19 protein-coding genes are annotated in these 23,475 nt (G+C 69.5%); 1 reads left to right on the top strand and 18 read right to left on the bottom strand.

Features of this window, described 5'->3' with window-relative positions:
- Positions 1–47: 47 nt before the first annotated feature.
- The 9 genes from mltG to PROPJV5_RS00355 all read right to left on the bottom strand — a co-directional run bounded on the left by mltG (position 48) and on the right by PROPJV5_RS00355 (position 12,104).
- Positions 48–1,400, bottom strand: coding sequence for an endolytic transglycosylase MltG (gene mltG / locus PROPJV5_RS00395; RefSeq protein ID WP_119714378.1), 1,353 nt, complete (start codon positions 1,398–1,400; stop codon positions 48–50).
- A 38-nt stretch (positions 1,401–1,438) separates the two neighbouring features.
- Positions 1,439–1,939 carry a Holliday junction resolvase RuvX gene (ruvX, locus tag PROPJV5_RS00390; RefSeq protein WP_119714377.1) on the bottom strand — a complete coding sequence of 167 codons (501 nt, stop codon included), beginning with the start codon at positions 1,937–1,939 and terminating at the stop codon, positions 1,439–1,441.
- Positions 1,923–4,610: an alanine--tRNA ligase gene (gene alaS / locus PROPJV5_RS00385; RefSeq protein WP_119714376.1), complete on the bottom strand. Its 2,688-nt coding sequence runs from the start codon at positions 4,608–4,610 to the stop codon at positions 1,923–1,925. The genes ruvX and alaS overlap by 17 nt, the downstream gene beginning before the upstream one ends.
- 137 nt (positions 4,611–4,747) lie before the next feature.
- On the bottom strand, positions 4,748–6,130 hold the full coding sequence (locus PROPJV5_RS00380; protein ID WP_119714375.1) for a replication-associated recombination protein A: 1,383 nt from the start codon (positions 6,128–6,130) through the stop codon (positions 4,748–4,750).
- Between the two features lie 50 nt (positions 6,131–6,180).
- Positions 6,181–7,980: an aspartate--tRNA ligase gene (gene aspS / locus PROPJV5_RS00375; RefSeq protein ID WP_119714374.1), complete on the bottom strand. Its 1,800-nt coding sequence runs from the start codon at positions 7,978–7,980 to the stop codon at positions 6,181–6,183.
- Between the two features lie 97 nt (positions 7,981–8,077).
- Positions 8,078–9,145 carry a glycosyltransferase gene (locus PROPJV5_RS00370; RefSeq protein WP_119714373.1) on the bottom strand — a complete coding sequence of 356 codons (1,068 nt, stop codon included), beginning with the start codon at positions 9,143–9,145 and terminating at the stop codon, positions 8,078–8,080.
- Between the two features lie 174 nt (positions 9,146–9,319).
- Positions 9,320–10,066: an acetolactate decarboxylase gene (budA, locus tag PROPJV5_RS00365; RefSeq protein WP_119714372.1), complete on the bottom strand. Its 747-nt coding sequence runs from the start codon at positions 10,064–10,066 to the stop codon at positions 9,320–9,322.
- A gap of 23 nt (positions 10,067–10,089) precedes the next feature.
- Positions 10,090–11,421 carry a histidine--tRNA ligase gene (hisS, locus tag PROPJV5_RS00360; RefSeq protein ID WP_119714371.1) on the bottom strand — a complete coding sequence of 444 codons (1,332 nt, stop codon included), beginning with the start codon at positions 11,419–11,421 and terminating at the stop codon, positions 10,090–10,092.
- Positions 11,421–12,104 carry an MBL fold metallo-hydrolase gene (locus tag PROPJV5_RS00355; protein WP_119714370.1) on the bottom strand — a complete coding sequence of 228 codons (684 nt, stop codon included), beginning with the start codon at positions 12,102–12,104 and terminating at the stop codon, positions 11,421–11,423. The genes hisS and PROPJV5_RS00355 overlap by 1 nt, the downstream gene beginning before the upstream one ends.
- On the opposite strand from PROPJV5_RS00355, the gene PROPJV5_RS00350 reads away from it, so the two are divergent.
- Positions 12,097–13,380 carry a DUF349 domain-containing protein gene (locus PROPJV5_RS00350; RefSeq protein ID WP_119714369.1) on the top strand — a complete coding sequence of 428 codons (1,284 nt, stop codon included), beginning with the start codon at positions 12,097–12,099 and terminating at the stop codon, positions 13,378–13,380. The genes PROPJV5_RS00355 and PROPJV5_RS00350 overlap by 8 nt on opposite strands.
- 54 nt (positions 13,381–13,434) lie before the next feature.
- On the opposite strand, the gene PROPJV5_RS00345 is transcribed toward PROPJV5_RS00350, so the two are convergent.
- From PROPJV5_RS00345 to PROPJV5_RS00305, 9 genes are all read right to left on the bottom strand, one after another.
- A complete protein-coding gene (locus PROPJV5_RS00345) occupies positions 13,435–15,792 on the bottom strand; it encodes a RelA/SpoT family protein (RefSeq protein WP_119714368.1) in 2,358 nt (785 codons plus the stop codon).
- Positions 15,793–15,940: 148 nt separating this feature from the next.
- Positions 15,941–16,483 (bottom strand): adenine phosphoribosyltransferase, encoded by a 543-nt coding sequence (locus tag PROPJV5_RS00340; RefSeq protein ID WP_119714367.1) that lies wholly within the window; start codon positions 16,481–16,483, stop codon positions 15,941–15,943.
- A gap of 3 nt (positions 16,484–16,486) precedes the next feature.
- Positions 16,487–17,701 (bottom strand): protein translocase subunit SecF, encoded by a 1,215-nt coding sequence (gene secF / locus PROPJV5_RS00335; protein ID WP_119714366.1) that lies wholly within the window; start codon positions 17,699–17,701, stop codon positions 16,487–16,489.
- Positions 17,701–19,461: a protein translocase subunit SecD gene (gene secD / locus PROPJV5_RS00330; protein WP_119714365.1), complete on the bottom strand. Its 1,761-nt coding sequence runs from the start codon at positions 19,459–19,461 to the stop codon at positions 17,701–17,703. Before secD ends, secF begins: the two co-directional genes overlap by 1 nt.
- Before the next feature lie 29 nt (positions 19,462–19,490).
- Positions 19,491–20,003, bottom strand: a complete 513-nt coding sequence (yajC, locus tag PROPJV5_RS00325; RefSeq protein ID WP_119714364.1) for a preprotein translocase subunit YajC — start codon at positions 20,001–20,003, stop codon at positions 19,491–19,493.
- A 129-nt stretch (positions 20,004–20,132) separates the two neighbouring features.
- On the bottom strand, positions 20,133–21,161 hold the full coding sequence (gene ruvB / locus PROPJV5_RS00320; protein WP_182858529.1) for a Holliday junction branch migration DNA helicase RuvB: 1,029 nt from the start codon (positions 21,159–21,161) through the stop codon (positions 20,133–20,135).
- Between the two features lie 112 nt (positions 21,162–21,273).
- Positions 21,274–21,879 (bottom strand): Holliday junction branch migration protein RuvA, encoded by a 606-nt coding sequence (gene ruvA / locus PROPJV5_RS00315; protein ID WP_119714362.1) that lies wholly within the window; start codon positions 21,877–21,879, stop codon positions 21,274–21,276.
- Positions 21,876–22,394 carry a crossover junction endodeoxyribonuclease RuvC gene (gene ruvC / locus PROPJV5_RS00310; RefSeq protein ID WP_119714641.1) on the bottom strand — a complete coding sequence of 173 codons (519 nt, stop codon included), beginning with the start codon at positions 22,392–22,394 and terminating at the stop codon, positions 21,876–21,878. The genes ruvA and ruvC overlap by 4 nt, the downstream gene beginning before the upstream one ends.
- 157 nt (positions 22,395–22,551) lie before the next feature.
- Positions 22,552–23,349 (bottom strand): YebC/PmpR family DNA-binding transcriptional regulator, encoded by a 798-nt coding sequence (locus PROPJV5_RS00305; RefSeq protein ID WP_119714361.1) that lies wholly within the window; start codon positions 23,347–23,349, stop codon positions 22,552–22,554.
- Between the last annotated feature and the right edge of the window lie 126 nt (positions 23,350–23,475).

The following is a 23,475-nucleotide window of genomic DNA, read 5'->3' as shown; positions in this document are numbered from 1 at the left end:
CGGCTCGGATGTGGGCACGGCCGGTGCCGGCTCACCGCGCGGAGGGGTCAGTCCTCCTCGTCGCACCGGTCCGCGTTGGCCCGGCACCACTCCTGGAACTCCTCCACGTTGGCCGCGTGCTCCTCCTCGGTGGCGGCGAACTTGGTCTCGCCGGTGTCGGGGTTGACGGCGACGAAGAACATGTCGTCGCCGGTTGTCGGGTTGAGCGCCGAGTGCAGCGCGTCCCGACCGGGGTTGGAGATGGCGCCCGGCGGCAGGCCGTCCGTGACGTAGGTGTTGTAGGGCGAGTCGATGGCGCGTTCCTCGTCGGTCGTCGTGATGCGCCCGCTCATGTTGTTGGCGTAGATGACCGTCGCGTCGGACTGCAGCTTCACGCCCTTGTCGAGCCGGTTGTAGAAGACCTCGGCGATCTGGGGGCCGTAGTCGAAGTTCGTCGTCTCCTTCTCGATGATCGACGCCACGACGACCACGTCGTGCGGTGAGCGGCCCAGGGCCGCGGCCTTGTCGACGAGGTCCTCCTGGGCGGCGACCTGCTTGAACTGGTCGACCATCTTCGCCAGCACGTCGGTGGCGCTGTCCGCCGGGTCGTAGGTGTACGTCTCGGGGAACAGGTAGCCCTCGACGTTGTCCTGCGCGTAGTCGGGCAGGCCGAGCGCATCGGTGTCCTTCGCGGCGGCCTCGAAGTCCGAGACGGGAAGACCGGTCATCTGGCTCAGCTGGGTGAAGACCTCCGAGTCGCGCAGCCCCTCGGGCACGGTGACGAGGTTCGTCGCCAGGTTCGCCGGATCGACGAGGACGTCGAGCGCGGCCTGGGCCGACATGTGCTGGCGCATCTGGTAGGTGCCCGAATGGATGCTGTTCGAGCGGCCGTCCCCGCTGGCGACGCGCACGAAGGCCCTCGAGGAGGCGACCACCTGGTTCGCGGCCAGCGTGTCGCCGATCTCAGTGATCGTCATGCCCTCACGGATGGTCACCAGCACCGAGGTGGACTCGTCACCGGCGCCGTCGTAGTCGACGCCCCGGAAGCTCGTCCAGGCCTGGGACGCCTTCTGGAAGCCGAAGTAGCCGCCACCGCCGATGATGGCGATCGACAGCAGCACGGCGATGACGGACTTCCACCGGGAGCCGGCACCGCGCTGGGACTGCTCGCCGAGGCCGAGGATCGAGTCCTCGTCATCGTCGTCCGGCTGCTCCTCCGCGTCGAGCGACCGGGTCGCCTCCGGGTCGTCGTCGGGGTCATCCTCCGCGGCCCGGGCTGCCACCCGCTCACCGGGTTCGGCATCGAAGTCGTCCTCGCCCAACTCGTCGTCGGGGCCAAAGCGCCGCGAGGCGTGCCCAGGGTCCGGCTCTGCGAAGAAGTCATCGAGATCGTCGCTGTCGGCAGCTCGTTTCGGTTTCACCGAGTCACCTCCCCTCGTTGGCCTGCACTGTAGCGGACTCAGGCCCTGTCGATGACCTCGCCCGGCGCTGTTCCGCTGCGTTTCTCCATGTCGATGGCCTGCTCCAGGATCGCCACGGCGGCGGCCTGGTCGATGATGGGCCGGCGCGCCCGGGCGTCCTTGCCGGTGGCGGCAAGCCGCTGGGCCGCCGTGACGGTGGTGAGCCGTTCGTCGAGCATCCGCACCGGCAGGTTGGTCTCGGAGTTGACCCGCCGCGCGTTCTTGCGCATGGCGCGGGCCGCCACACCGGCGCGGTCGCCCCGCAGATCGGTGGGCAGGCCCATGACGATCTCGAGGGGCTCGTACTCGGCCACGAGGGCCCTGATCGAGACCATCACGTCGTCGTCATTGCGCACCGTGGCGACCGGGTAGGCGAGCACGCCATCGGGGTCGCAGGCCGCCACCCCGATGCGGGCCCTGCCCCAGTCGAGGCACAGCCGGACTCCGGGTCGCCACCGCGCAGTGCCACGGCCCGACGGCCCCTCAGCCGAGGATGACATGGCCGACGGCGTACTCGACGGCCTGGAGCGCGTCGGCGGCCCTGGCGGCGTCCGAGCCGCCGCCCTGGGCCAGGTCGTCCTTGCCGCCGCCGCGGCCGCCGAGCGCGGTGGCTCCCTCGCGCAGGAGCTCGCCCGCCCTCAGCCCCCTGTCACGGGCGGCCTGGTTGGTGGCCACGACGATGGTGGGCTTGCTGTCGCTGCCACCGATGAGGGCGACGACGGCCGGGCGGTCGTTGAAGCGGTCCCGGACGTCACCGGCCAGGGTGCGAAGCGACCCGCCGTCGACCCCGGACAGCTGCCGTGCCGCGAAGGCGACCCCCCACATGTCCTTGGCCGAGTCGACGATGGTCGCGGCGCCGGCGAGCAGCTGCGCCTTCTTCATGTCCTCGATCTGCTTCTGGGCCGCCTTCAGGTCGGTGACCAGGGAGCCGACGCGTTCGGTGAGCTGCTCGGGCCGCACGTGGAGCATCCCGGTGAGCTGGCTGACGAGTGTGCGCTCGGCGGCCATGTGATCGAACGCATCGGTGCTGACCAGGGCCTCGATGCGGCGGGTCCCCGCGCCGACGGACTGCTCGGTGAGCAGGTTCAGCAGGCCGATCTGGCTGGAGTGCGCCACATGGGTGCCGGCGCAGAGCTCACGGCTCCACGCGCCATCCATCTCGACGACGCGGACGATGTCGGGGTACTTCTCGCCGAACATCGCCAGGGCGCCCATCGACCTGGCCTTCTCGAGCGGCATCTGGGTGGCGCGCACCTCCAGGTCGTCACGGATGGCCTCGTTGCACCGGGCCTCGATCTCGGCGACCAGCTGGTCCGACAGGCCGTGCGTGGCGCCGAAGTCGAACCGCAGGTAGCCGGGTTTGTTGTACGAGCCGGCCTGGGTCGCGGTCGGGCCGACGAGCTGACGGAGCGCGGCGTGCAGGATGTGCGTCGCCGAGTGCGCCTGGCAGGAGCCCTGGCGGTGGAAGGCGTCGACGACGGCCTGGACCTCGTCCCCGACGGCGAGTTCGCTGTCGGCCTTGACGGTGTGGACGATGAGGCCGGGCACCGGACGCTGGACGTCGATGACCTCGAACTCGCCGCTGGCCGCCCTGATGACGCCCGCGTCGGAGTCCTGGCCGCCCATCTCGGCGTAGAAGGGGGTCTCGTCAAGGACGATCTCGACGGTCTGGCCGGGGGCGACCCGGTCGACCACCTGGCCGTCGGCGATGAGACCGCGCACGGTCGTGGGGATGTCGAGTTCGGAGTACCCGACGAAACCGGTCTCGCCATCGGCGCGCAGTTTCGCGTAGGCCTCGGTGCCCGCCTGGATGGACTTCTTGGACCGGGCATCGGCCTTCGCCCGGGCGCGCTGGGCGTCCATGAGGGTGCGGAAGGACTCCTCGTCCACCTTCAGACCCTGTTCGGCGGCCATCTCGAGGGTCAGGTCGATGGGGAAGCCGTAGGTGTCGTGCAGCTGGAAGGCCTTGTCGCCGGGCAGGACGAGGGCGCCGGCCGCCTTCGTCTCGGCGACGGCGCTCTCGAACAGCTGGGTGCCGGAGTTCAGGGTGCGGGCGAACGAGGCCTCCTCGGCCGCGGCGACGTCCGCGATGCGGTCCCAGGCCTCGTCGATCTCGGGGTAGGTGGCGTGCATGCACGACCGCGAGATGTCGAGCAGTTCGACGACCGTGGGCTGCTGGACCCCCAGCAGGCGCATGGAGCGGATGGAGCGGCGCAGCAGGCGGCGCAGCACGTAGCCGCGGGCCTCGTTGCCGGGGCTCACCCCATCGGTCATGAGCATGAGGGAGCTGCGGATGTGGTCGCCGACGACGCGCAGGCGCACGTCGGTGGTGCGGTCCTGGCCGTAGGTCACCGAGGCCAGCTGGGCCGCGCGTTCGATGACGGGGAAGACCTCGTCGGTCTCGTACATGTTGTCGACACCCTGCATCAGGTAGGCGATGCGCTCCAGGCCCGCCCCGGTGTCGATGTTGCGCATCGTCATGGGGCCGGCGATGTCGAAGTCGTCCTTGGCGCGGACGGCGCTGAGCTCCTCGGTCTCGAACACGAGGTTCCAGATCTCGAGGAAGCGGTCCTCGTCGGCGATCGGGCCGCCGTCGGGGCCGTACTCGGGGCCGCGGTCGATGTAGATCTCGGAGCAGGGGCCGCCGGGACCGGGGACGCCCATGTGCCAGTAGTTGTCCTTGAGGCCGCGGCCCTGGATGTGGTCCGCGGGCACGCCGACCGCGAGCCAGGCCTCGCGGGCCTCGACGTCGCCGTCCGGGTAGTCCGGGTGGTGGCCGGGGCCGAGGACGGTGACCCAGACCGTGGCGGGGTCGAAACCGAAGCAGCCGTCGTCGAGCGAGCCGGTGACCAACTCCCAGGCGTACTCGATGGCCTCCTTCTTGAAGTAGTCGCCGAAGCTGAAGTTGCCCAGCATCTGGAAGAAGGTGCCGTGCCGGGTGGTCTTGCCGACCTCGTCGATGTCGAGGGTGCGCAGGCACTTCTGGATGCTCGTGGCACGCTTCCACGGCGAGGGCTCCTCGCCCATGAGGTATGGCTTGAAGGGCACCATGCCGGCGTTGACGAACAGCAGCGTGGGATCGTTGTACAGCAGCGAGGCGCTGGGCACGGCGGCATGTCCCTTGGCGACGAAGAAGTCCTGGAATCGACGGCCGATCTCAGCAGCTTTCATGGGTGCCTTTCCCTCGTGATGCTCAGGGGTGGGACCCGCACCGTGCGTGGTCCGCGGACAAGATTACCGCGAACAGGCGAACCGCCCTTGCCGCAGCCCTTTCCCCGCAGCGATCAGGCCGGCGACGGGCCGTCTGCTCACTGTTCTGGGGGGTCTGAGGCGAGGATCGAGCGGATCGTCTCGAGCCTGGTGGCGATCGACTCCTCGTTGCCGTGGTCGGTCGGTTCGTAGTAGCGAACACCCGCGAGGTCGTCGGGCAGGTACTGCTGGGGGGCCACGCCGTGCGGCCAGTCGTGGGCGTAGCGGTAGCCGACTCCGTGGCCGTAATCGGATGCCGTCGCGTAGTGGGCGTCGCGCAGGTGGGCCGGGACGGGTCCGGTCCGGCCGGCACTCACGTCGGCCAGGGCCCTGTCGACGGCCGTGACCACGGCGTTCGACTTGGGGGCGGTGGCCGCCGCGATGGTCGCCTGGGCCAGGTTGATGCGGGCCTCGGGCATGCCGATGAGCTGCACGGCCTGCGCCGCCGCCACGGCGGTCTGCAGGACGCTCGGCGCAGCCATGCCGACGTCCTCGCTGGCCAGGATGATGAGCCTGCGCGCGATGAAGCGCGGGTCCTCCCCCGCCTCGATCATGCGTGCCAGCCAGTGCAGTGCGGCGTCCGGGTCGGAGCCGCGCACCGACTTGATGAAGGCGCTGATGACGTCGTAGTGCTGGTCACCGTCCTTGTCGTAGCGCACGGCCGCCCTGTCGACCGAGGCGGCGAGGATCTGGGCGGTTATCTGCCCGGTGTCCCGGGCGGTGGCCCCGGCGGCGGCCTCCTCCAGGTAGGTGAGCACCCGGCGGGCGTCCCCACCGCTCAGGCGCAGCAGGTCCTCGCGCGCCTCCTCGGTGATCGTGTAGTGCCCGCCGTCGGGGGTGCGCAGCCCGCGCTCGGTGCTCAGCGCCCGGTCGACGAGTTCGTTGATGTCCTCGGCCGACAGCGGCGTGAGGGTCAGCAGCAGTGAGCGGGACAGCAGCGGCGAGATGACCGAGAAGGACGGGTTCTCGGTGGTCGCCGCGATGAGGGTGACGATGCGGTTCTCGACGGCCGGCAGCAGGACGTCCTGCTGGGCCCTGCTGAACCGGTGGACCTCGTCGACGAACAGAACGGTGGGCCTGCCGCGGGCCAGTTCCCGGCGCGCGACGTCGAGTTCGCGGCGCACGTCCTTGACACCGGCGGTGACCGCGGAGAGCTCGACGAACCGGCGGTTGGTGACGTGCGAGACGACCGAGGCGATCGTCGTCTTGCCGACACCGGGCGGCCCCCACAGGAAGACGCTCATCGATGCGGTGCCCTCGACCAGCCTGCGCAGCGGTGAGCCGGGGGCGAGCAGCTGCTTCTGGCCGACGATCTCGTCGAGGGTGCGGGGGCGCATGCGCACCGCCAGCGGCGCGTCGGGGTTGACGGCGTCGCCCAGCGAGCCGCCCAGACCGTGGGACTGGTCGGCGGGCGTCACCGTTCCGAACAGGTCCTCGCTCACACCCCGACCTTAGCGCCGGGGCGCGACGCCCCCGGAAGGAGCACGACCGCTCAGTCCCCGGGCGTCTTCTCCCCTGTCTTGCCGGCCGGCTTGGCGTCGACGCCGGCCTCGCGGCGCTGGGCCGGGGTGATCGGGGCCGGGGCGCCGGTCAGCGGGTCGTAGCCGTTGCCCGTCTTCGGGAAGGCGATGACGTCGCGGATCGAGTCGAAGCCGCCGAGCAGCATGACGAGACGGTCCCAGCCGAAGGCGATGCCGCCGTGCGGCGGGGCGCCGAACCGGAACGCGTCGAGCAGGAAGCCGAACTTGCGCTGGGACTCCTCCGGCGACAGGCCCATCACCTTGAAGACCCGCTCCTGGACGTCGCGGCGGTGGATACGGATCGAACCGCCGCCCACCTCGTTGCCGTTGCACACGAAGTCGTAGGCGTAGGCGAGCGCCTGGCCGGGGTCGGTGTCGAAGGTTTCCATGCACTCGGGCTTGGGGCTGGTGAAGGCGTGGTGCACGGCAGTCCACGCGCCCTCGCCGACCGCCACGTCACCCTCGGCCCGGGCCTGGGAGGCGGGTTTGAACAGCGGGGCGTCGACGACCCAGCAGAACGCCCAGTCGGCGGGGTCGTACAGCCGGCAGCGCCTGCCGATCTCGAGGCGGGCGGCGCCGAGCAGTTCCTGGGAGCTGGTGCGCTCGCCGGCGGCGAAGAAGATCGCGTCGCCGGGCCGGGCCCCGACGGCCTCGGCGATGCCGGCCTTCTCGTGCTCCGCGATGTTCTTGGCGACGGGGCCGCCGGGGGTGCCGTCGTCGGCGATCGTGATGTAGGCCAGGCCCTTGGCCCCGCGCTGCTTCGCCCACTCCTGCCAGGCGTCGAACTGGCGGCGCGGCAGCGAGGCCCCGCCGGGCATGACGACGGCGCCGACATAGGGCGCCTGGAAGACGCGGAAGGGCGTGTCGGCGAAGAACTCGGTGACCTCGGTGAGCTGCAGGTCGAACCGCAGGTCGGGCTTGTCGGAACCGTACTTGTCCATCGCCTCGTGCCAGCTGATGCGCGGCACCGGGGTGACCATCTCGTAGCCGATGAGCCGCCAGCAGGCCTTCATGACCTCCTCGCCGAGGGTCATGACGTCGTCCTGGTCGACGAAGCTCATCTCGATGTCGAGCTGGGTGAACTCCGGCTGGCGGTCGGCTCGGAAGTCCTCGTCCCGGTAGCAGCGGGCGATCTGGTAGTACCGCTCCATGCCGGCCACCATGAGCAGCTGCTTGAACAGCTGGGGGCTCTGCGGCAGGGCGTACCAGGACCCGGGCGCCAGGCGGGCGGGCACCAGGAAGTCGCGGGCCCCCTCCGGGGTCGACCGGGTCAGGGTCGGGGTCTCGATCTCGACGAAGTCGTGTTCGGCCAGCACCGAGCGGGCCGCCTGGTTCACCTTGGAGCGCAGGGCGAGGGCGTCGTGCATGCGGGGGCGGCGCAGGTCGAGGTAGCGGTACCTCAGGCGGGCGTCCTCGCCGACGGTGGAGTGCTCGTCCAGCGGGAATGGCAGCGGCGCAGAGGGGTTGAGGACCTCGAGCTCGCTGATGTTGACCTCGATCTCGCCGGTCGGCATGTCGGGGTTCTCATTGCCCTCGGGGCGGTGCTCGACGACACCGGTCACGGCGATGCAGAACTCGTTGCGCAGCTCGTGCGCCCCCGAGTTCGCCAGCACCTCGTCCCGGACGACGACCTGGGCGATGCCGCTGGCGTCACGCAGGTCGATGAACGCCACCCCGCCGTGGTCGCGCCGGTGGGCGACCCAGCCGGCCAGGGTGACGGTCTTGCCTTCGTCGGATGCGCGCAGGCTGCCCGCTTCACGAGTTCGGATCACGATGTATTCCCTTCTGCGCCGCCGCATGGACGGTACGGCGGCCGGGGCCATTCTTCCACGAATGAACCCGCGGCGGCCGACCCGACCGGTGGTTGGTTCAGAAGACCTCGGGGAACCAGTCCCGTACCTTCTCCTGGATGGCCTTGTTGCCCGCCGAGCGGGCGTGGTGGGTGAGGATCCAGTCGCGGATGGAGCCTCCGGAGGCCTCGTCGACCCTGGCCTGAGCGGCCTGCGGGTCGCGCAGCACCTCCTCGAGCATGTCGGCGGCCTCCTCCTCTGAGCCGTACAGGTACGGGTAGGCGTCCGGGACGACGCCCTTGACCCACTCGCGGCGCGGCAGGACGCCGACGACCCCGGCCAGCAGCGCCTCGAGGTACTCCAGCGAGTAGGCCTCCTCGCGGGCGGTCGACAGGAAGGCGGTCATCTGGGACAGCGACTCCCAGTAGTTCTCGCGCCGGCCGAAGACCGGACCGACATGGGTCCACGAGTGCGAGCTCATGCGCATCGCGGCCATCGAGACGAGTTCGCGCTCGGCCAGGCTGGCCTCCATCCGCAGCTCCATGCGGGTGGCGACCTCGGCGACGATCGCCATGAAGACCCTGGGCTGCTTGTCCTCGGAGACGTGAATCGTCGGGTACAGCACAGTGGGGATCTCGGCGCCTCGGTGCGGCTGGACGAGGTCGTCCCGGACCCCGGGGTAGAACCACGAGATGGGCGCCTTCTCCCGGATGGCGGGGCTGCCCCAGCGGTGGCACAACTCGGTGACCTCGCTGGCGGTGCGTTCGCCGGCGCACAGGGTCGGGAAGAGCGCATAGCTCAGGCCGAGAGCGGCGAAGTTGACCCTGTGGTGGTAGTGCCGCGGGGGCAGCCACTGCAGGTTCATGATCTTGGGTTCGGCGCCGTGCCGGTGCAGTATCTGGAAGCTGCCGACGCTGTCCATGACGTCGAGGTTGATGACCAGGTCGGAGACCGGGTCGAGGCTCGTGATGCGCTTGACCTCGAAACCCTTGGCCTTCATGTCCTCGTAGCCGACCAGGCAGGACTCGGGGAAGATCTTCAACAACCGTTCGACGAGGGCGCCCCCGCTGCCCCTCGCGGCAAGATTGCCCTCCTCGTCGACCAGTTTCTCGTCGACCAGCGCGCCGTACTTGATGGCGATCGTCATTGTTTCTGCACTCCGTTGTCGCGATGGCCCGAAGGCCCGGTGGATGGCGGAACGAGCCCCGCCCCGGAGAGGACGGGCCGCCTGTACCGCCTCGCGTGCCGACGCCCATTGGCGGCACGCGGTGACCAGACCCACTGTAGAGCCGACGGACAGTGACCTGCCAGCCGCCCCGGTCTACTCGTGGGTCTCGGTCGCCCTCACCTGGGCGTCCAGGTCATCGGGGGCCAGGTCGGCGTCGGCGAACTCCTCGGTGAGTGGCAACGCCACGTGCAGGTCGGTGCCGAGGCAGACCTCGACCAGGCCCCGGTCGAGGACGAAGTCCATGACGTGCCCGCCACGGCTGCGGGAATCGTCGACGAAGTGCACGTGGCACCCGGCGACGTTGATGCCCTGCTCGAACAACGGCGTCCGGAACCCCACCATCACGCCCCCGGTCCGCTCGTGCCGTACGACGGCCTCACCGGCCGTGGCCTCGGCCATGGGCCGGTAGGGGCGCTCCTGGCGCCGGACCGTGCGGGTGCTCACCCACTCGAACTCGCCGGTGATGCGCAGCGCGTACAGGTAGTTCGTCGAGATCATCAGCTGGTCGATGATCTCGTGCAGCTGGGCCCTGGTGGTCGCCCCGTTGATCTCGCGGGAGACGTTCGGGACGAAGTTGGTGACGGTGGCGAAGGGGGTGCGGTCCTCGAGGCGGGCCCGGCTGACGCCGCCGTCGGCCCGCATCCGCCAGGGAACCGAGTCGATGATGATCATCTCGCCGTCCAGCCCCTGGAAGGTGCCGATGCCGAAATTCCCGTGGCCGAGCAGCTCGGCCAGCGTCATCTCGCCCTCGTACACGCCGTCGAGCAGGGCGCTCATGAGGCTGGTCTGGAAGACCTCGTGGCGCACCACGTGGTGACGCAGGTCCTGTCCGCTGCTCATCGCCGGCACCTGATCCTGAGGGCTCACTCGGCCGGCAGGACGCGCGGGTGCAGGTCGGCCTCGTCCGGCATCCAGTCTCCGGCATCGGCCGGCTGCTGGTCGCCGGACCGGATGTCCTTGACCTCGCCGACGATCGGGCCGAACCAGACGAACGGGATGCCGCGGCGGTCGGCATGGCGGATCTGCTTGCCGTACTTGTCCGCCTTCGGCGCGACCTCGGTGGGGATGCCCCGGGCACGCAGGGCGGCCGCCACGTCGAGAGCCTGGTCGCGGGTCTGCTCGGAGTCGACGGCCACGAGCACGCAGGTGGGCACGGGGCGCGAGACGACGAACTGCTTCCTCGCCAGCAGGGGTCCGAGCAGCCGGGTGACGCCCAGCGAGATGCCGACGCCCGGGTAGCTGGTGCGGCCGTCGGAGGCGAGGGAGTCGTAGCGGCCGCCGGAACTGATCGACCCCATCTGTTCGAAGCCGACGAGTTCGGTCTCGTAGACGCAGCCGGTGTAGTAGTCCAGGCCGCGGGCGATGGACAGGTCGGCGCAGATGCGGCCGGGAACGCGCTTGTTCGCCTCGACCACGAGGGCGGCGAGTTCTGCCAGTCCCTCGTCGAGCAGGTCGCCGGTGACTCCCAGGGCACGGACCTGGCCGACGAAATCCGTGTCGTCGCTGCGGATGGTGGCCAGCTGCACGCACTTGTCGGCGACCTCGGCGCTCAGGCCCAGCTCGCTGACCAGCAGCTCGGCGGTGGCCTGCGCGCCGATCTTGCCGTACTTGTCGACGACCTGCAGGACGGCCAGTGTGTCCTCGATGCCGAGGCCGCGGTAGAAGCCCTCGGACAGTTTGCGGTTGTTGACGTGCATGAGGACGGGCGGCAGACCGATCCGCTCGTGCAGCGTCTCGAGGGCCTCGAGCATGACCAGTGGGGCCTCGACGTCATGGTGGGACGCGAGGGACCCCTGGCCGAGGATGTCGATGTCGGCCTGGGTGAACTCGCGGTATCGGCCCTCCTGCGGCCGCTCCCCCCGCCAGACCTTCTGGATCTGGTACCTGCGGAACGGGAACTGCAGGCTGCCCGAGTGCTCGAGCACCCAGCGGGCCAGCGGAACGGTCAGGTCGAAGTGCAGCCCCAGTTCGTCCTTGTCGGCCTCGTCTGCGTGCAGACGGCGCACGACGTAGACCTCCTTGGTGATCTCGCCCTTGCGGGACAGCTGCGTCAGGGGCTCGACGGCGCGGGTCTCGATGCTGCTGAACCCGTGCAGTTCGAAGGTCTCGCGCAGGGTGTCGAGGACGGTCTGCTCGACGATCCTCTCCTCGGGCAGGAACTCCGGGAATCCGGACAACGGCTTGGGACGTGCCATCAGTTGAGCGCCTCCAGGTAGGCATCGGTCAGGTATGGGTTGTCGGCCAGTTCGGTGGCCATCGTGCTGAACGGACCGTGGCCCGGCAGCACGTGGACCTGGGGCGGCAGGGCCCGGACGACGTCGCGCAGGCTCGCGCGCATCGTCGGGTCGTCACCGCCGGGCAGGTCCGTGCGACCGATGCTACCGGCGAAGAGCACGTCCCCGGTGAACGCGATCTCCTGCTCGCCGGTACTCGTGCGCAGCAGCACGGACCCGGGTGTGTGACCGGGCGCGGGCAGAACGGTGAAGGTGAGGCCGCCGATCAGCAGCGGGCGGCTGGGTTCGTACGTCTCGACGCGCCGTGGCTCGGACAGCGGTTCGGGGAGCAGGTCGGTGAGCTGACCGGCCAGCTCGGGCGACAGGGCCGCCTCGGGGCGGGTGAGCAGCATCCGGTCCGCGGCCCCGATGAGAACCGGTGCGTCGTGGTCATCGGCGAGCCCGGCCGCCTCGGCGCAGTGGTCGAGGTGCCCGTGGGTGAGGAGCACCGCGGCCAGCTCCAGGCCGTGCTCGTCGAGGGCGTGCTCGATGGTCGCGGCCGAGCCCACCGGCGCGTCGACCACGACCGCAGACGTACCCCGGTCCGGCGCGAGGAGGTAGCAGTTGTTGCCCAGCGGGCCGGCCACGAAGTAGGCGATGAACACAAACGCCAGCCTATCGGGCAAGATAAGAAGCATGAGCGAAACACCGAGTCCGACCGATCACGGCCGCGTCGATGCCGATGGGACCGTCTACGTGGTCACCTCAGCCGGTGAGCGCCGCGTCGGTCAAGTCCCCGATGTCGGCCCCGACGAGGCCATGGCGTTCTTCGTCCGCCGTTACGAGTCACTGGAGACTGAGGTGAACCTGCTCAAGCAGCGCGTCGCCTCCGGGTCGGTGAGTCCCGAAGAGGCACGCAAGCAGGTAGGGGCCTTGCGCACGAGCATCCTCGAGGCGAACGCGGTGGGTGATCTCGACGCCCTCGCCGCCAGCCTCGACGAGGTGACCCCTGTTCTCGAGACGAAGGCCGCCGAACGCCGTGAGGCCCGTGCCCGCCAGCACGAGGAGACGAAGGCGGCGAAGGAGCAGATGGTGGCCGAGGCCGAGGCCCTGGCCGCGGGGAATGACTGGCGCGGCGGCGTCAACCGCTTCCGCGCCCTGCTGGAGCAGTGGAAGACCCTGCCCCGCATCGACCGGGCGACCGACGACGAGCTGTGGCACCGTTTCAGCTCTGCCCGCACCACGTACACGCGCCGCCGCAAGGCACAGTTCGCGCAGCAGGCCGAACAGCGCGAGGCGGCGCGCCGCACCAAGGAGAAGATCATCGTCGAGGCCGAGAGGCTCTCGACGAGCACCGAGTGGGGTCCCACGGCTCGCGCCTTCCGCGACCTGATGGCCCAGTGGAAGGCCGCGGGGCCGGCCCCGCGCGATGTCGACGACGAGTTGTGGAAGCGGTTCAGGGGACTGCAGGACGTCTTCTTCGACGCCCGCAACGCGGTCTTCCGCGAGCAGGACGCCGAGTTCGCCCAGAACCTGGCCGCGAAGCAGGAACTGCTCGACGAGGCGGAGCGGACGATCCTGCCGGTCACCGATGTCGAGCGGGCCCGCGGCCAGCTCCGTGACTTCCTCGAACGGTTCAACGCCTACGGCAAGGTGCCGCGCGAGGCGATCCGCACCGTCGACAACCGGGTCCGCGCCCTTGAGCAGGCCGTCAAGCAGGCAGCCGACAAGGAGTGGAAGCGCACCGACCCGCAGGCCAGGGAGCGTGCCGCCGGCACGGTGGCGATGCTCGGCTCACAGATCGAGAAGCTGACCGCCCAGGCCGAGTCAGCCCAGGCCAGGGGCGAGGAGCGGAAGGCCGAGCAGCTGCGCGAGTCGATCACCACCTACCAGGGCTGGCTCGACCAGGCGCAGAAGACGCTCGACGAGTTCAGCGCCTGACCGCGCGGCGGCCTGTTCCGCCTCGGGCGGCGGTGCCGTCCGTGCCCGCGTGCGTCACTGCTTGAGGCGGTAGGCGTCGTAGACCCCCGATACCTTGCGGATCGTCGACATGACGTGGTGCAGGTGCACCGGGTCGCTCGACTCGAAGGTGAGCTTGATCCTGGCCAAGTGGTCCTTGGTGACGTTGACCGTCGCCGAGGTGATGTTGACCTGCTGGTCGGCCATGGCCCTGGTGATGTCGGCCAGGGTGCCGGGACGGTCGAGCGCCTCGACCTGGACACTGACCAGATAGCCGCTCGAGACGTCCGGGGCCCAGCTGACCTCGACGATGCGTTCGGGGTGAGTCAACAGGTTCGCGGCGTTCGTGCAGTCACGACGGTGCACCGACACGCCGTTCTCCCGGGTGATGAAGCCGAGGATCTCGTCGCCGGGCAGCGGCGTGCAGCACTTGGCGAGCTTGACCCACATGTCGGGGTCCCCCTCGACGACGACCCCGGTCGTGCCCTTGCCGACTCGGCGGCGCCGCCGCCCGTCGGCGTTGGGGATGATCGCCGCCTCCTCGAGGCTCTCCTGCACGGTCTCCTCGAGACCGCCCTCGGCCGCGATGAGACGGGCGACGACCCCGGGAGCCCCCACGTTGCCCTCGCCGATCGCCGCGTACAGCGAGTCGACGTCGGGCAGCCGGAAGCTGTCCGCGACCTCGGTGAGGTGCTCGATGGTGAGCAGCCGCTGCATCGGCACTCCGGCGCGGCGCAGCTGCTTGGCGAGCGCGTCCTTGCCCTGGTCGATGGCCTCCTCGCGCCGTTCGCGGGTGAAGTAGGCCCGGATCTTGCTCTTGGCCCGGGGGCTGACGACGAAGTTCAGCCAGTCCCGGCTCGGACCGGCGTTCTCGGCCTTCGACGTGAGGATCTCCACCAGGTCGCCGTTGGACAGTTTCGATTCCAACGGGGCCAGCTTGCCGTTGACGCGGGCGCCGATGCAGTGGTGACCCACCTCGGTGTGGATCGAGTAGGCCAGGTCGACGGGTGTGGAGCCCTGCGGCAGGGCCAGCACGTCGCCCTTCGGCGTGAAGACGTAGACCTCGGTCGTGGCCAGTTCGAAGCGGAGGGTGTCGAGGAACTCCTCCGGGTCCTTCTCCTCCCTCGTCCACTGGTTCAGCTGGTGCACCCAGGCCAGATCCGTGCCCTCGGGGTCGACGTCGCCGTTGCGCTTGTTCGGGTCCTCCTTGTACTTCCAGTGGGCGGCGACGCCGTACTCGGCCCGGCGGTGCATGTCGTGGGTGCGGATCTGGAACTCGACCGGGTGCATTCCCGGACCCATGACCGTCGTGTGCAGTGACTGGTACATGTTGAACTTCGGCATGGCGATGTAGTCCTTGAACCTGCCGGGCAGCGGGTTCCAGTGGGTGTGGATCACACCGAGCGCCGCATAGCAGTCGCGTACCGTGTCGACGAGAATGCGCAGGCCGACGAGGTCGTAGATGTCGTTGAAGTCCCGCCCCCGCACGACCATCTTCTGGTAGATCGAGTAGTAGTGCTTCGGCCGGCCGTAGACGACGGCCTCCAGCCCGGATTCGGTGAGATAGCCCTTGACCAGGTCGATGACCTCGCGCAGCTGTTGCTCGCGTCGGGGAGCCGCCTGGGCGACGAGACGGACGATCTCGTCGTACACCTTGGGCTGCAGGATCGAGAAGCACAGGTCCTCGAGCTCCCACTTGATGGCGTTCATGCCCAGCCGGTGGGCCAGCGGCGCATAGATCTCGAGCGTCTCGCGAGCGATGCGGTTCTGCTTGTCGGGGCGGAGGAAACCCAGGGTGCGCATGTTGTGCAGCCGATCCGCCAGCTTGATGACGAGGACGCGGATGTCGCGGCTCATCGCGATGACCATCTTCCGGATGGTCTCGGCCTTGGCCGAGGCGCCGTACTGGACCTTGTCGAGCTTGGTGACACCGTCGACCAGCGCGGCGATCGTCTCGCCGAAGTCGGCGGTGAGCTGGTCCAGCGTGTAGCTGGTGTCCTCGACGGTGTCGTGCAGCAGGGCCGCGCAGAGGGTGGGCTCGGTCATGCCCAGCTCGGCGAGGATCGTGGCGACGGCCAGCGGATGCGTGATGTACGGGTCGCCGCTCTTGCGCGTCTGGCCTCGGTGGTAGTGCTCGGCGGTGCGGTAGGCCTTCTCGAGGATGGCCAGGTCGGCCCGCGGATGGTTCGCCCGGACGACCGAGAACAGCGGATCGAGCACGGCCAGCTGCGGGTTCTTGGTGTTCGAGCCGAGACGTGCGATGCGCTGGCGCATCCGCCGCCTGGGCTGCTCCGGCCCCGAGTTGACGCGCGCCAGGGCAGCCGCCGAGGTGGGAGAGGCGGGCGCCCCGCCCTTGCCCGTGCCGTAGGGCCCGTAGACTCCATCATCCGTCATCGCGGTAAGCCCCTTCGCTGTCCTGGTGCGCCAATCTTAGTGCGGGCGCGCACGGTTCAAGCGCACCCACGCAACAGTGGGGGCGAGGTATCGCCCGCCGGGGCCATCGTGTCGGGCCGTCCCGGGGCGCGTCGCACGGGAAGGAGGCTTAGAAGGTCAGCAGCGAGGAGAACGACTCGACGCCCTGCCGCGCCAGGTGTTCGCGTCCTCCCAGACCACTGAGCTCCAGGACCGTCTCGGTGTGGGTCAGGACCGCCCCCTCGCGCAGCACGAGCCGGGCCGCCGCCCCGAGGGTGCCGCCGGTGGCCAGGAGGTCGTCGATGAGCAGGACGCGCTGGCCCGGCTCGAGGGCGTCCTGGTGGATGCTCAACGTGCTGGAGCCGTACTCGAGCTCGAAGCTCTCCTCGTAGACGGCCGCCGGCAGCTTGCCGGGCTTGCGGATCGGCACGAAACCGATCCCCAGGGCGACAGCGATCGGCGAACCGAACAGGAAGCCGCGCGAGTCGACGCCCGCCACGACGTCGATCGTGCCGGGGATCTGGTTGATGAGCTCGTCGATCGTCGCGCCGAGGCCGGCCGGATCGCCCATGAGAGGGGTGATGTCTCGGAAGATGACGCCTGGTTTGGGGAAGTCAGGGACGGTACGGATGAGAGACTCGATGCGTTCGAGCCGGGCCTGATTCGCTGCCATCGGTCACTTCTTTCGCTGGGCACGGGTGGTACGGGCCGGCTGGGCGCGTCCGGCGGAGTTCTTCGAGCCGAGTGGCCTGTCGGGCCCCTCCTCGGAAGTCACCGGGACCGGGCCGGTGATCACGGTGGCCGGGTCGGCCGTCTCGTCGACCTCGGTCGTGGCGATCTGGACCCTGGCCTTGGCCCGTCGCGCGCGCTTGGCCAGGTTGGCGCGGTGCTTGACCATGTCGGGTTGGCGTTCACGCAGCTGGCTGAACAGCGGCGTGGCGATGAACAGCGAGGAGTAGGCCCCGGCCACCATGCCGAGAAGCAGCGCCAGGCCGAGGTCGGCCAGTGGACCGTCGCCGCCCATGAACACCACGCCGGCGATCAGCAGGGCCAGCACGGGCAGGACGCCGAGCAGTGTCGTGTTGATCGACCGGACGAGCACGTCGTTGATCGCGGTGTTCGCGGCATCGGAGAAGGTGCGGTTCTGCTTGGTGATGTTCACCGTCTTCTCGCGCACCTTGTCGAAGACCACCACCGTGTCGTAGAGCGAGTAGCCGAGGATCGTGAGCAGCCCGATGAGGGTCGCGGGCGTGAAGGTGAACCCGATGAGGGCGTAGAGGCCGACGGTGACGATCAGGTCGTGGGCCAGGGCGAGCAGGGCCGACACCGACATCCGCCAGTTCCTGAAGAAGATCCAGATCATCACGCCGACCAGGACGAGGAAGACCACCAGTGCCTGAATGGCCTTCACCGTGATCTGGGAGCCCCATGACGGGCCGATCAGCTGGTAGGTGACGTCATCGGAGGTGACACCCTCCTCCTGGCCGGCCAGCGCCTGTCGCAGCTGGACGACCTCCTCGGTCGACAGGCTGCGGGTCTGGACGCGGATGGAGTTGTCGCCGACGGTGGTCACCTGGGCGCCTGAGACGTCGGGAACACCCGAGTCGATGACGGTGCTGCGGACCTGGCTGACCGTGTCGTCGCCGACCTGGGAGACCGGGACGGTGAAGACCGAGCCACCGGTGAACTCGATACCGAGGTTGAGCCCCCGGACGGCGACGGCCAGCAGCGAGATGAGGATCAGCGCGATCGAGATGGCGTACCAGAGCCTGCGCCGGCCGACGAAGTCGATGGCGAACTGGCTGGTGTAGAGCTTGTGGAAGAAGCCACTGCCGGAGGCCTTCTCCTGCTCGGACGCCTGCGGCCCGGGGGTTGCAGCGGTGGTACTCATCACGACTCCTTCGAATCGTCGGCGGACCGGTCCCCGTCATCCCCCGTGGCCGCCGGGGCGCCACCGCGGGCACGGCGCAGGCCGGTGAGTGAGGCGCGGCTGACCCCCAGGTGTTCCGGCTCGAAACCGCTGAAGCGCTTGCCCTGGCCGAAGAAGGCGGTGCGGCCCAGCAGCGTGACGAGCGGATGAGTGAAGAAGAAGACGATGAACAGGTCGATGCCGGTCGTCACGCCGAGCGTGAAGGCGAAACCCTTGACCGTGCCCATCGCCAGGATGAACAGCACGACGGCGCTCAGCAGCTGGACGGCGTCGGCCATGGCGATGGTGCCGCGGGCCTTCGTCCAGCCGCTCTGGATCGAGTGCCGCAGGGAGTACCCGTCGCGGATCTCGTCCCGGATGCGTTCGAAGTAGACGATGAACGAGTCCGCCGTCACGCCGATGGCCACGATCGCGCCCGCGATGCCCGGGAGGTTCATGGCGAAACCGACGGCCGTGCCGAGCAGCACCAGCGTGGCCCAGGTGACGACGGCGGCCGCGATGAGCGAACCGGCCACCACGATGCCGAGGCCGCGGTAGTACACGAAGCTGTAGAGCAGGACGAGTCCCAGGCCGACGGCTCCGGCGATGAGGCCCGCGGTCAACTGGTCGCCGCCGAGGGTCGGCGAGACGGTGTTGACGCTGGAGACGTCGAAGGCGATCGGCAGGGCGCCGTACTTGAGCTGGTTGGCCAGCGTCGTGGCGGTCTCCTGGTTGATGTTGCCGCCGCTGATCTGCGCGGAGCCGGAGACGATGGCCTCGGAGACCTGCGGGGCAGAGATGACCTCGCCGTCGAGGACGATGGCGAACTCGTTGAGCGGACTCTGCTGGGTGGCCAGGTACGTGGTGGCCTGGCCGAACTCGTCTGCCCCGGTCTCGTCGAAGTCCAGGTTGACCACCCAGGAGACCTCGTTCTGGGGGACGCCGGCGGTGGCGTCGGTGACGTTCTCGCCGGAGATGAGCACCGGGCCCAGCAGGTACTTGTACTGGCCGTCCTCGCTGCAGGCGAAGAGGGGCTGGTCCTCGACGTCCGGCGTGGCCTGGTCGCAGTCCCACGACGCGAAGTCCGTGTAGTCCTGCTGGCTGGGCGTCCAGTTCAGCCGGCCCTCGAAGTCGGCCGGACCGGAACCGGCGGCGGTGGGTCGCTCGGTCGGGGCCGGTGAGGGGGAGGTCGGCAGTTCGGGCAGGACGCGTCCGGCCGGGCTCTGCGCGCTGCTGGGCTCGCCGCTCCCCTGGTCCGACGGCGCCGACTCATCGGCCGAACCGGTGTCCTGGGCACCGTCGGACTCGCCCTCCGTGCCGCTCTGCCCATCCGACGCGGGTTGCTGCGCGACGGCGCTGTAGTCCATGTAGTAGACGTTGCGGAACGCCAGCCTGGCCGTCGTACCGACGAGGTCGACGAGCTCGTCGCCACTCACGTTCGGCACGGAGACCTCGATCTGGCGGTCGCCCTGGAGAGTGACCGAGCTCTCGCCGACGCCGAGCGAGTCGACCCGGTTCTGGATGATCGTGCGGGCGGTCTCCATGTTCTCCTGGCTCGGGGTGGAGCCGTCGGCGTCATTCCTGGCCGTCAGGGTGATGGTGGTGCCGCCGCGCAGGTCCAGGCCCAGCCGTGGGGTCCATGAATCGGTCAGCGCCATCATCACGTAGAGCAGGACGACGACCAGGCCGAAGGCCCCCAGCCGCTTCCAGGGGGAGAAGTGTGTGGTGTTTCGAGCGGCCATTGATCAGGCTCTCCAGGGTTCGTGTCAGGTCAGTTCTTGTCGTCGTCACCGGCCACGGCGGCGCCGTCGGCGGCCTCCGTCGTCGTGCCGTCGTCGACGGCGTCCTGGGCATCACCGGACCGGTCCTGCTCGGTGCCGATGGGCTCGACGTCATCGGCCTCGCCGGCCTGCGCCGGCTGCCCCTCGCCACTGGCGGGTTCGGCGCTGGGATCGCTGGGCGCCTCGTCGGCGGAGGGCTCCTGGTCCTCGGCGATGTCATCGGCGAACTCGAACTCCTCGTCCTCGGGCTTGACGACCCTGCTGATCGCCTGCTTGAGGACGGTGATGTCGACGCCGGGTGCCAGCTCGATGACCGCCTGGTTGTCCCCGGTGGCGCGGACGGTGCCGAACAGGCCGCTGGTGAGCATGACGCGGGTGCCCTCGCCCATCTGGTTGAGCATTTCTCGCTGCTTCTCCATCTGCTTGCGCTGGGGACGCATCACCATGAAGTACATGAGGGCGAACATCACCACGATCATGATGATGAGATAGGAGCTACTCATTGCAATCCTCACTTAGTCGAGCCGTGCCCGGCATGGCACGCCGTGGCGAGTTTACCGGCTCGGTCCAGCATCACAGGACCGTGGCACGGCCTGCGAGCCGATTCCGGACGAATGTGCCCAGGAGCGCTCTCAGGAGAACAGGTCGTCCCCCGCCCCCTGGGGCGGGGTCAGCCCCAGATGGGCCCAGCCGGCGGCGGTTGCGACCCGCCCGCGGGGGGTGCGCATGATGAAGCCCTTGCGCACGAGGAACGGTTCAGCGACCTCCTCGACGGTCTCGGTCTCCTCGCCGACACTGATCGCCAGCGTCGACAGCCCGACCGGGCCACCACCGAACTTGAGGCAGATCGACTCGAGCACTCCCCTGTCGAGCCTGTCGAGACCCAGCTCGTCCACCTCGTAGAGCTCCAGCGCGGCCCGGGCCAGTGTCGCGGTCACCTCGCCCCCGTTGTTGACCTGGGCGTAGTCGCGCACGCGACGCAGCAGACGGTTGGCGATGCGCGGCGTGCCGCGGGAGCGCGAGGCGATCACCTGGGCGGACTCGTCGTCGAGGCTGAACCCGAGCTTGTCCGCCGAGCGCTGCGCGATCTGCGCCAGGTCCTCGGTCTCGTAGAAGTCGAGCTGCGCGGTGAACCCGAAACGGTCGCGCAGCGGGCCCGGGAGCAGGCCGGCGCGCGTCGTCGCGCCGACGAGCGTAAACGGCGGGATGTCGATCGGGATGGCCGTTGCGCCCGGGCCCTTGCCGACAACGACGTCGACCCGGAAGTCCTCCATGGCGAGATACAGCATCTCCTCGGCCGGACGCGACATCCGGTGGATCTCGTCCAGGAAGAGCACCTCGCCGGTGACCAGCCCGGACAGGATCGCCGCCAGATCGCCGGCGTGCTGGATCGCCGGACCGGAGGTGATGTGGAGCGGCACACCCATCTCGGCGGCAATGATCATCGCCAGCGTCGTCTTGCCCAGGCCGGGGGGCCCCGAGAGCAGGACGTGGTCGGGGACGGCACCGCGGTGCCTGGCTGCGGCCAGGACGAGACCGAGCTGCTCGCGGACGCGCGGCTGGCCCTCGAACTCCGACAGGGTGGAGGGACGCAGCGCCGCCTCGGCGGCCCGCTCGGCGGGCTCGGCCTGAGGACTGACCGGTGAGTACTCCATGATCAGTCCAGCCTAGAGCCAGGAACGGCGAGCGGGAACGCCGACACCGCCGATCGGCGCCCGCCTCGCGGCGCACGACCGCACGTGCCGCTCATGCGCGAACTCGTCGGAACCGCGCTCATGCGCGGGCCAACGACGCGAGGGCGGCCTTCATGAGGACCGAGACCGACGGCGCCGGCTCGGATCCGGCGAGCTCGGCAACCGATTCGATGGCGGCCTCGGCGTCCCGGCTGGACCAGCCGAGCGACTCCAGGCCCTCGCGAACCTGCTCGCGCCACGGCTCCGCCTCCGGGGTCTGGGGCGCCGGGACGTCCTGGACACCGAGCGCCGCCACCTTGTCCTTGAGCTCGAGGACGATCTTGCGGGCGCCCTTCGGGCCGATACCCGGCACCTGCGTGAGCTGGCCGATGTCCTCGGCCCGCACCGCGGCGGCCAGCTGGGCCGGGCTCAGCACACTGACGATGGCCAGCGCCAGTTTCGGCCCGACGCCGGAGGCCGACAGGCACAGGGCGAAGCACTCACGCTCGTCACGGTCGGCGAACCCGTACAGGCTCATCTCGTCCTCGCGGACGATCATGACGGTGTGCAGCAGGGCGTCGCCGCCGATGCGCAGTGCGGAAACGGTGGCGGGGGTCGTGGCGACGCGCAGCCCGAGCCCGTTCACGTCGACGACGACCCACGTGGCGCCGATGGCTGCGACGGTCCCATGCACCTGTGCGATCACGAGGCCCTCCTCCGCGCCGCAGCCGCGGCGGCCTCGGTGTACCTGGCCTGGACCCCGCCGCGCCACAGGTGCGTGATGGCCAGCGCCACGGCGTCAGCCGCATCGGCGGGTCTTGGGGGTGTGGCGAGTCCGAGGATCCGGGCGACCATGGTTGCGACCTGCTTCTTGTCGGCCCGTCCCGAGCCGGTGATGGTGGCCTTCGCCTCGCTCGGGGTGTGCAGCGCGACGGGCGTGTCGTGCCGGGCGCCGATGAGCATGGCGATGCCGGCGGCCTGCGCGATACCGGTGACCGAGTGCAGATTGTGCTGGGCGAAGACCCGTTCGATCGCCAGGGTCTCGGGGTGGTACGCGTCGTACCACCCCGTGAGGCCCTCCTCCAGCCGCAGCAGGCGGTACTCGTGCGGCATGTCGGGGCTGGTGCGCACCACGCCGACAGCGACGAGCCCGGGGCGGGCACCGGGGCGCCCCTCGACAATGGCCACCCCGCACCGGGTCAGTCCCGGGTCGACTCCCATGACGCGCACTGGCGCTCCTTAGCATCCGGGCCGGGCCGGCCCTGGCACCGGATCCGGCCGGGGGATGGTGAACACCCGCAGCCGGATCCGAACATCAGTTCGAGAACCGAGTGTATCCCGTCCCCGGCCGGGGCCGGGCGGGAACACTCCGGGGCGCTCAGTCCTGCCCGGCGAGCGCCTTCTCGACGGCCTCGGAGTACTCGACGTTGGTGTACACGTTCTGCACGTCGTCGAGGTCCTCGAGGGCGTCGAGGATCTTCTCAAGCTTCGTGGCGTCCTCGGCACTGTCGACCCCCTGGTCGAAGCTGGCGACGAAGCTGACCTCGGCGGAGTCGTAGTCGATGCCGGCGGCCTGGACGGCCTTGCGCACCTCGACCAGGTCGTTCGGGTCGCAGACCAGTTCGAAGACCTCGCCCTGGTCCTGGAGGTCCTCGACGGCCGCGTCGATGGTGGCTTCCAGCACCTGGTCCTCGTCGACGGTGTGCTCGACCGTCTTGCGCCCCTCCTCGACCTGGAAGGTCTTGGGGACCGTGACGATGCCCTTGCGGCTGAACAGGCGCTGCACCGAACCGCCATCGGCCATGGTCGCCCCGTTGCGGGTGACGGCGGTCCGCACATCGGAGACGGCCCGGTTGCGGTTGTCCGTCAGGCACTCGATGAGGATCGCCACGCCGGCGGGCCCGTAGGCCTCGTACATGATCTCCTCGTAGCTGACCGCGTCGGCGCCCTCACCCGAGCCGCGCTTGACCGCGCGGTCGATGTTGTCGTTGGGGACGGAGTTCTTCTTCGCCTTCTGGATCGCGTCGTACAGGGTCGGGTTACCGGTGGGGTCGCCACCGCCCACGCGGGCCGAAACCTCGATGTTCTTGATCAGCTTGGCGAAGAGCTTCCCGCGCTTGGCGTCGATCGCCGCCTTCTTGTGCTTCGTGGTGGCCCACTTGGAGTGACCGCTCATACGCAGATCCCCTCTTGATTGACTCGTTCGTTCCTCATGCTCGGTGACGGGCGCGCCGACTCGGCGGCGCCACAACCTCATCGATTCTACTCACCGCGATGAAGCCGGCGGCAGGATCCGGCCGGA

Origin of the sequence: Propionibacterium ruminifibrarum, assembly GCF_900289195.1 — a bacterium.
In the GTDB taxonomy this organism is placed as follows: domain Bacteria; phylum Actinomycetota; class Actinomycetes; order Propionibacteriales; family Propionibacteriaceae; genus Propionibacterium; species Propionibacterium ruminifibrarum.
Note: the sequence above shows the minus strand (reverse complement) of the source record. Positions and strands in the feature narration are given on the sequence as shown.

Coding starts and splice junctions, on each gene's coding strand:
- ruvC (WP_119714641.1), bottom strand. CDS start 22,394: ATGGGAGTCGACCCGGGACTGACCCGGTGCGGGGTGGCCATTGTCGAG.
- PROPJV5_RS00350 (WP_119714369.1), top strand. CDS start 12,097: ATGAACACAAACGCCAGCCTATCGGGCAAGATAAGAAGCATGAGCGAA.
- PROPJV5_RS00345 (WP_119714368.1), bottom strand. CDS start 15,792: ATGACGGATGATGGAGTCTACGGGCCCTACGGCACGGGCAAGGGCGGG.
- secF (WP_119714366.1), bottom strand. CDS start 17,701: ATGAGTACCACCGCTGCAACCCCCGGGCCGCAGGCGTCCGAGCAGGAG.
- ruvX (WP_119714377.1), bottom strand. CDS start 1,939: ATGTCATCCTCGGCTGAGGGGCCGTCGGGCCGTGGCACTGCGCGGTGG.
- alaS (WP_119714376.1), bottom strand. CDS start 4,610: ATGAAAGCTGCTGAGATCGGCCGTCGATTCCAGGACTTCTTCGTCGCC.
- hisS (WP_119714371.1), bottom strand. CDS start 11,421: ATGGCACGTCCCAAGCCGTTGTCCGGATTCCCGGAGTTCCTGCCCGAG.
- PROPJV5_RS00305 (WP_119714361.1), bottom strand. CDS start 23,349: ATGAGCGGTCACTCCAAGTGGGCCACCACGAAGCACAAGAAGGCGGCG.
- secD (WP_119714365.1), bottom strand. CDS start 19,461: ATGGCCGCTCGAAACACCACACACTTCTCCCCCTGGAAGCGGCTGGGG.
- PROPJV5_RS00370 (WP_119714373.1), bottom strand. CDS start 9,145: ATGACGATCGCCATCAAGTACGGCGCGCTGGTCGACGAGAAACTGGTC.
- budA (WP_119714372.1), bottom strand. CDS start 10,066: ATGAGCAGCGGACAGGACCTGCGTCACCACGTGGTGCGCCACGAGGTC.
- PROPJV5_RS00340 (WP_119714367.1), bottom strand. CDS start 16,483: ATGGCAGCGAATCAGGCCCGGCTCGAACGCATCGAGTCTCTCATCCGT.
- yajC (WP_119714364.1), bottom strand. CDS start 20,003: ATGAGTAGCTCCTATCTCATCATCATGATCGTGGTGATGTTCGCCCTC.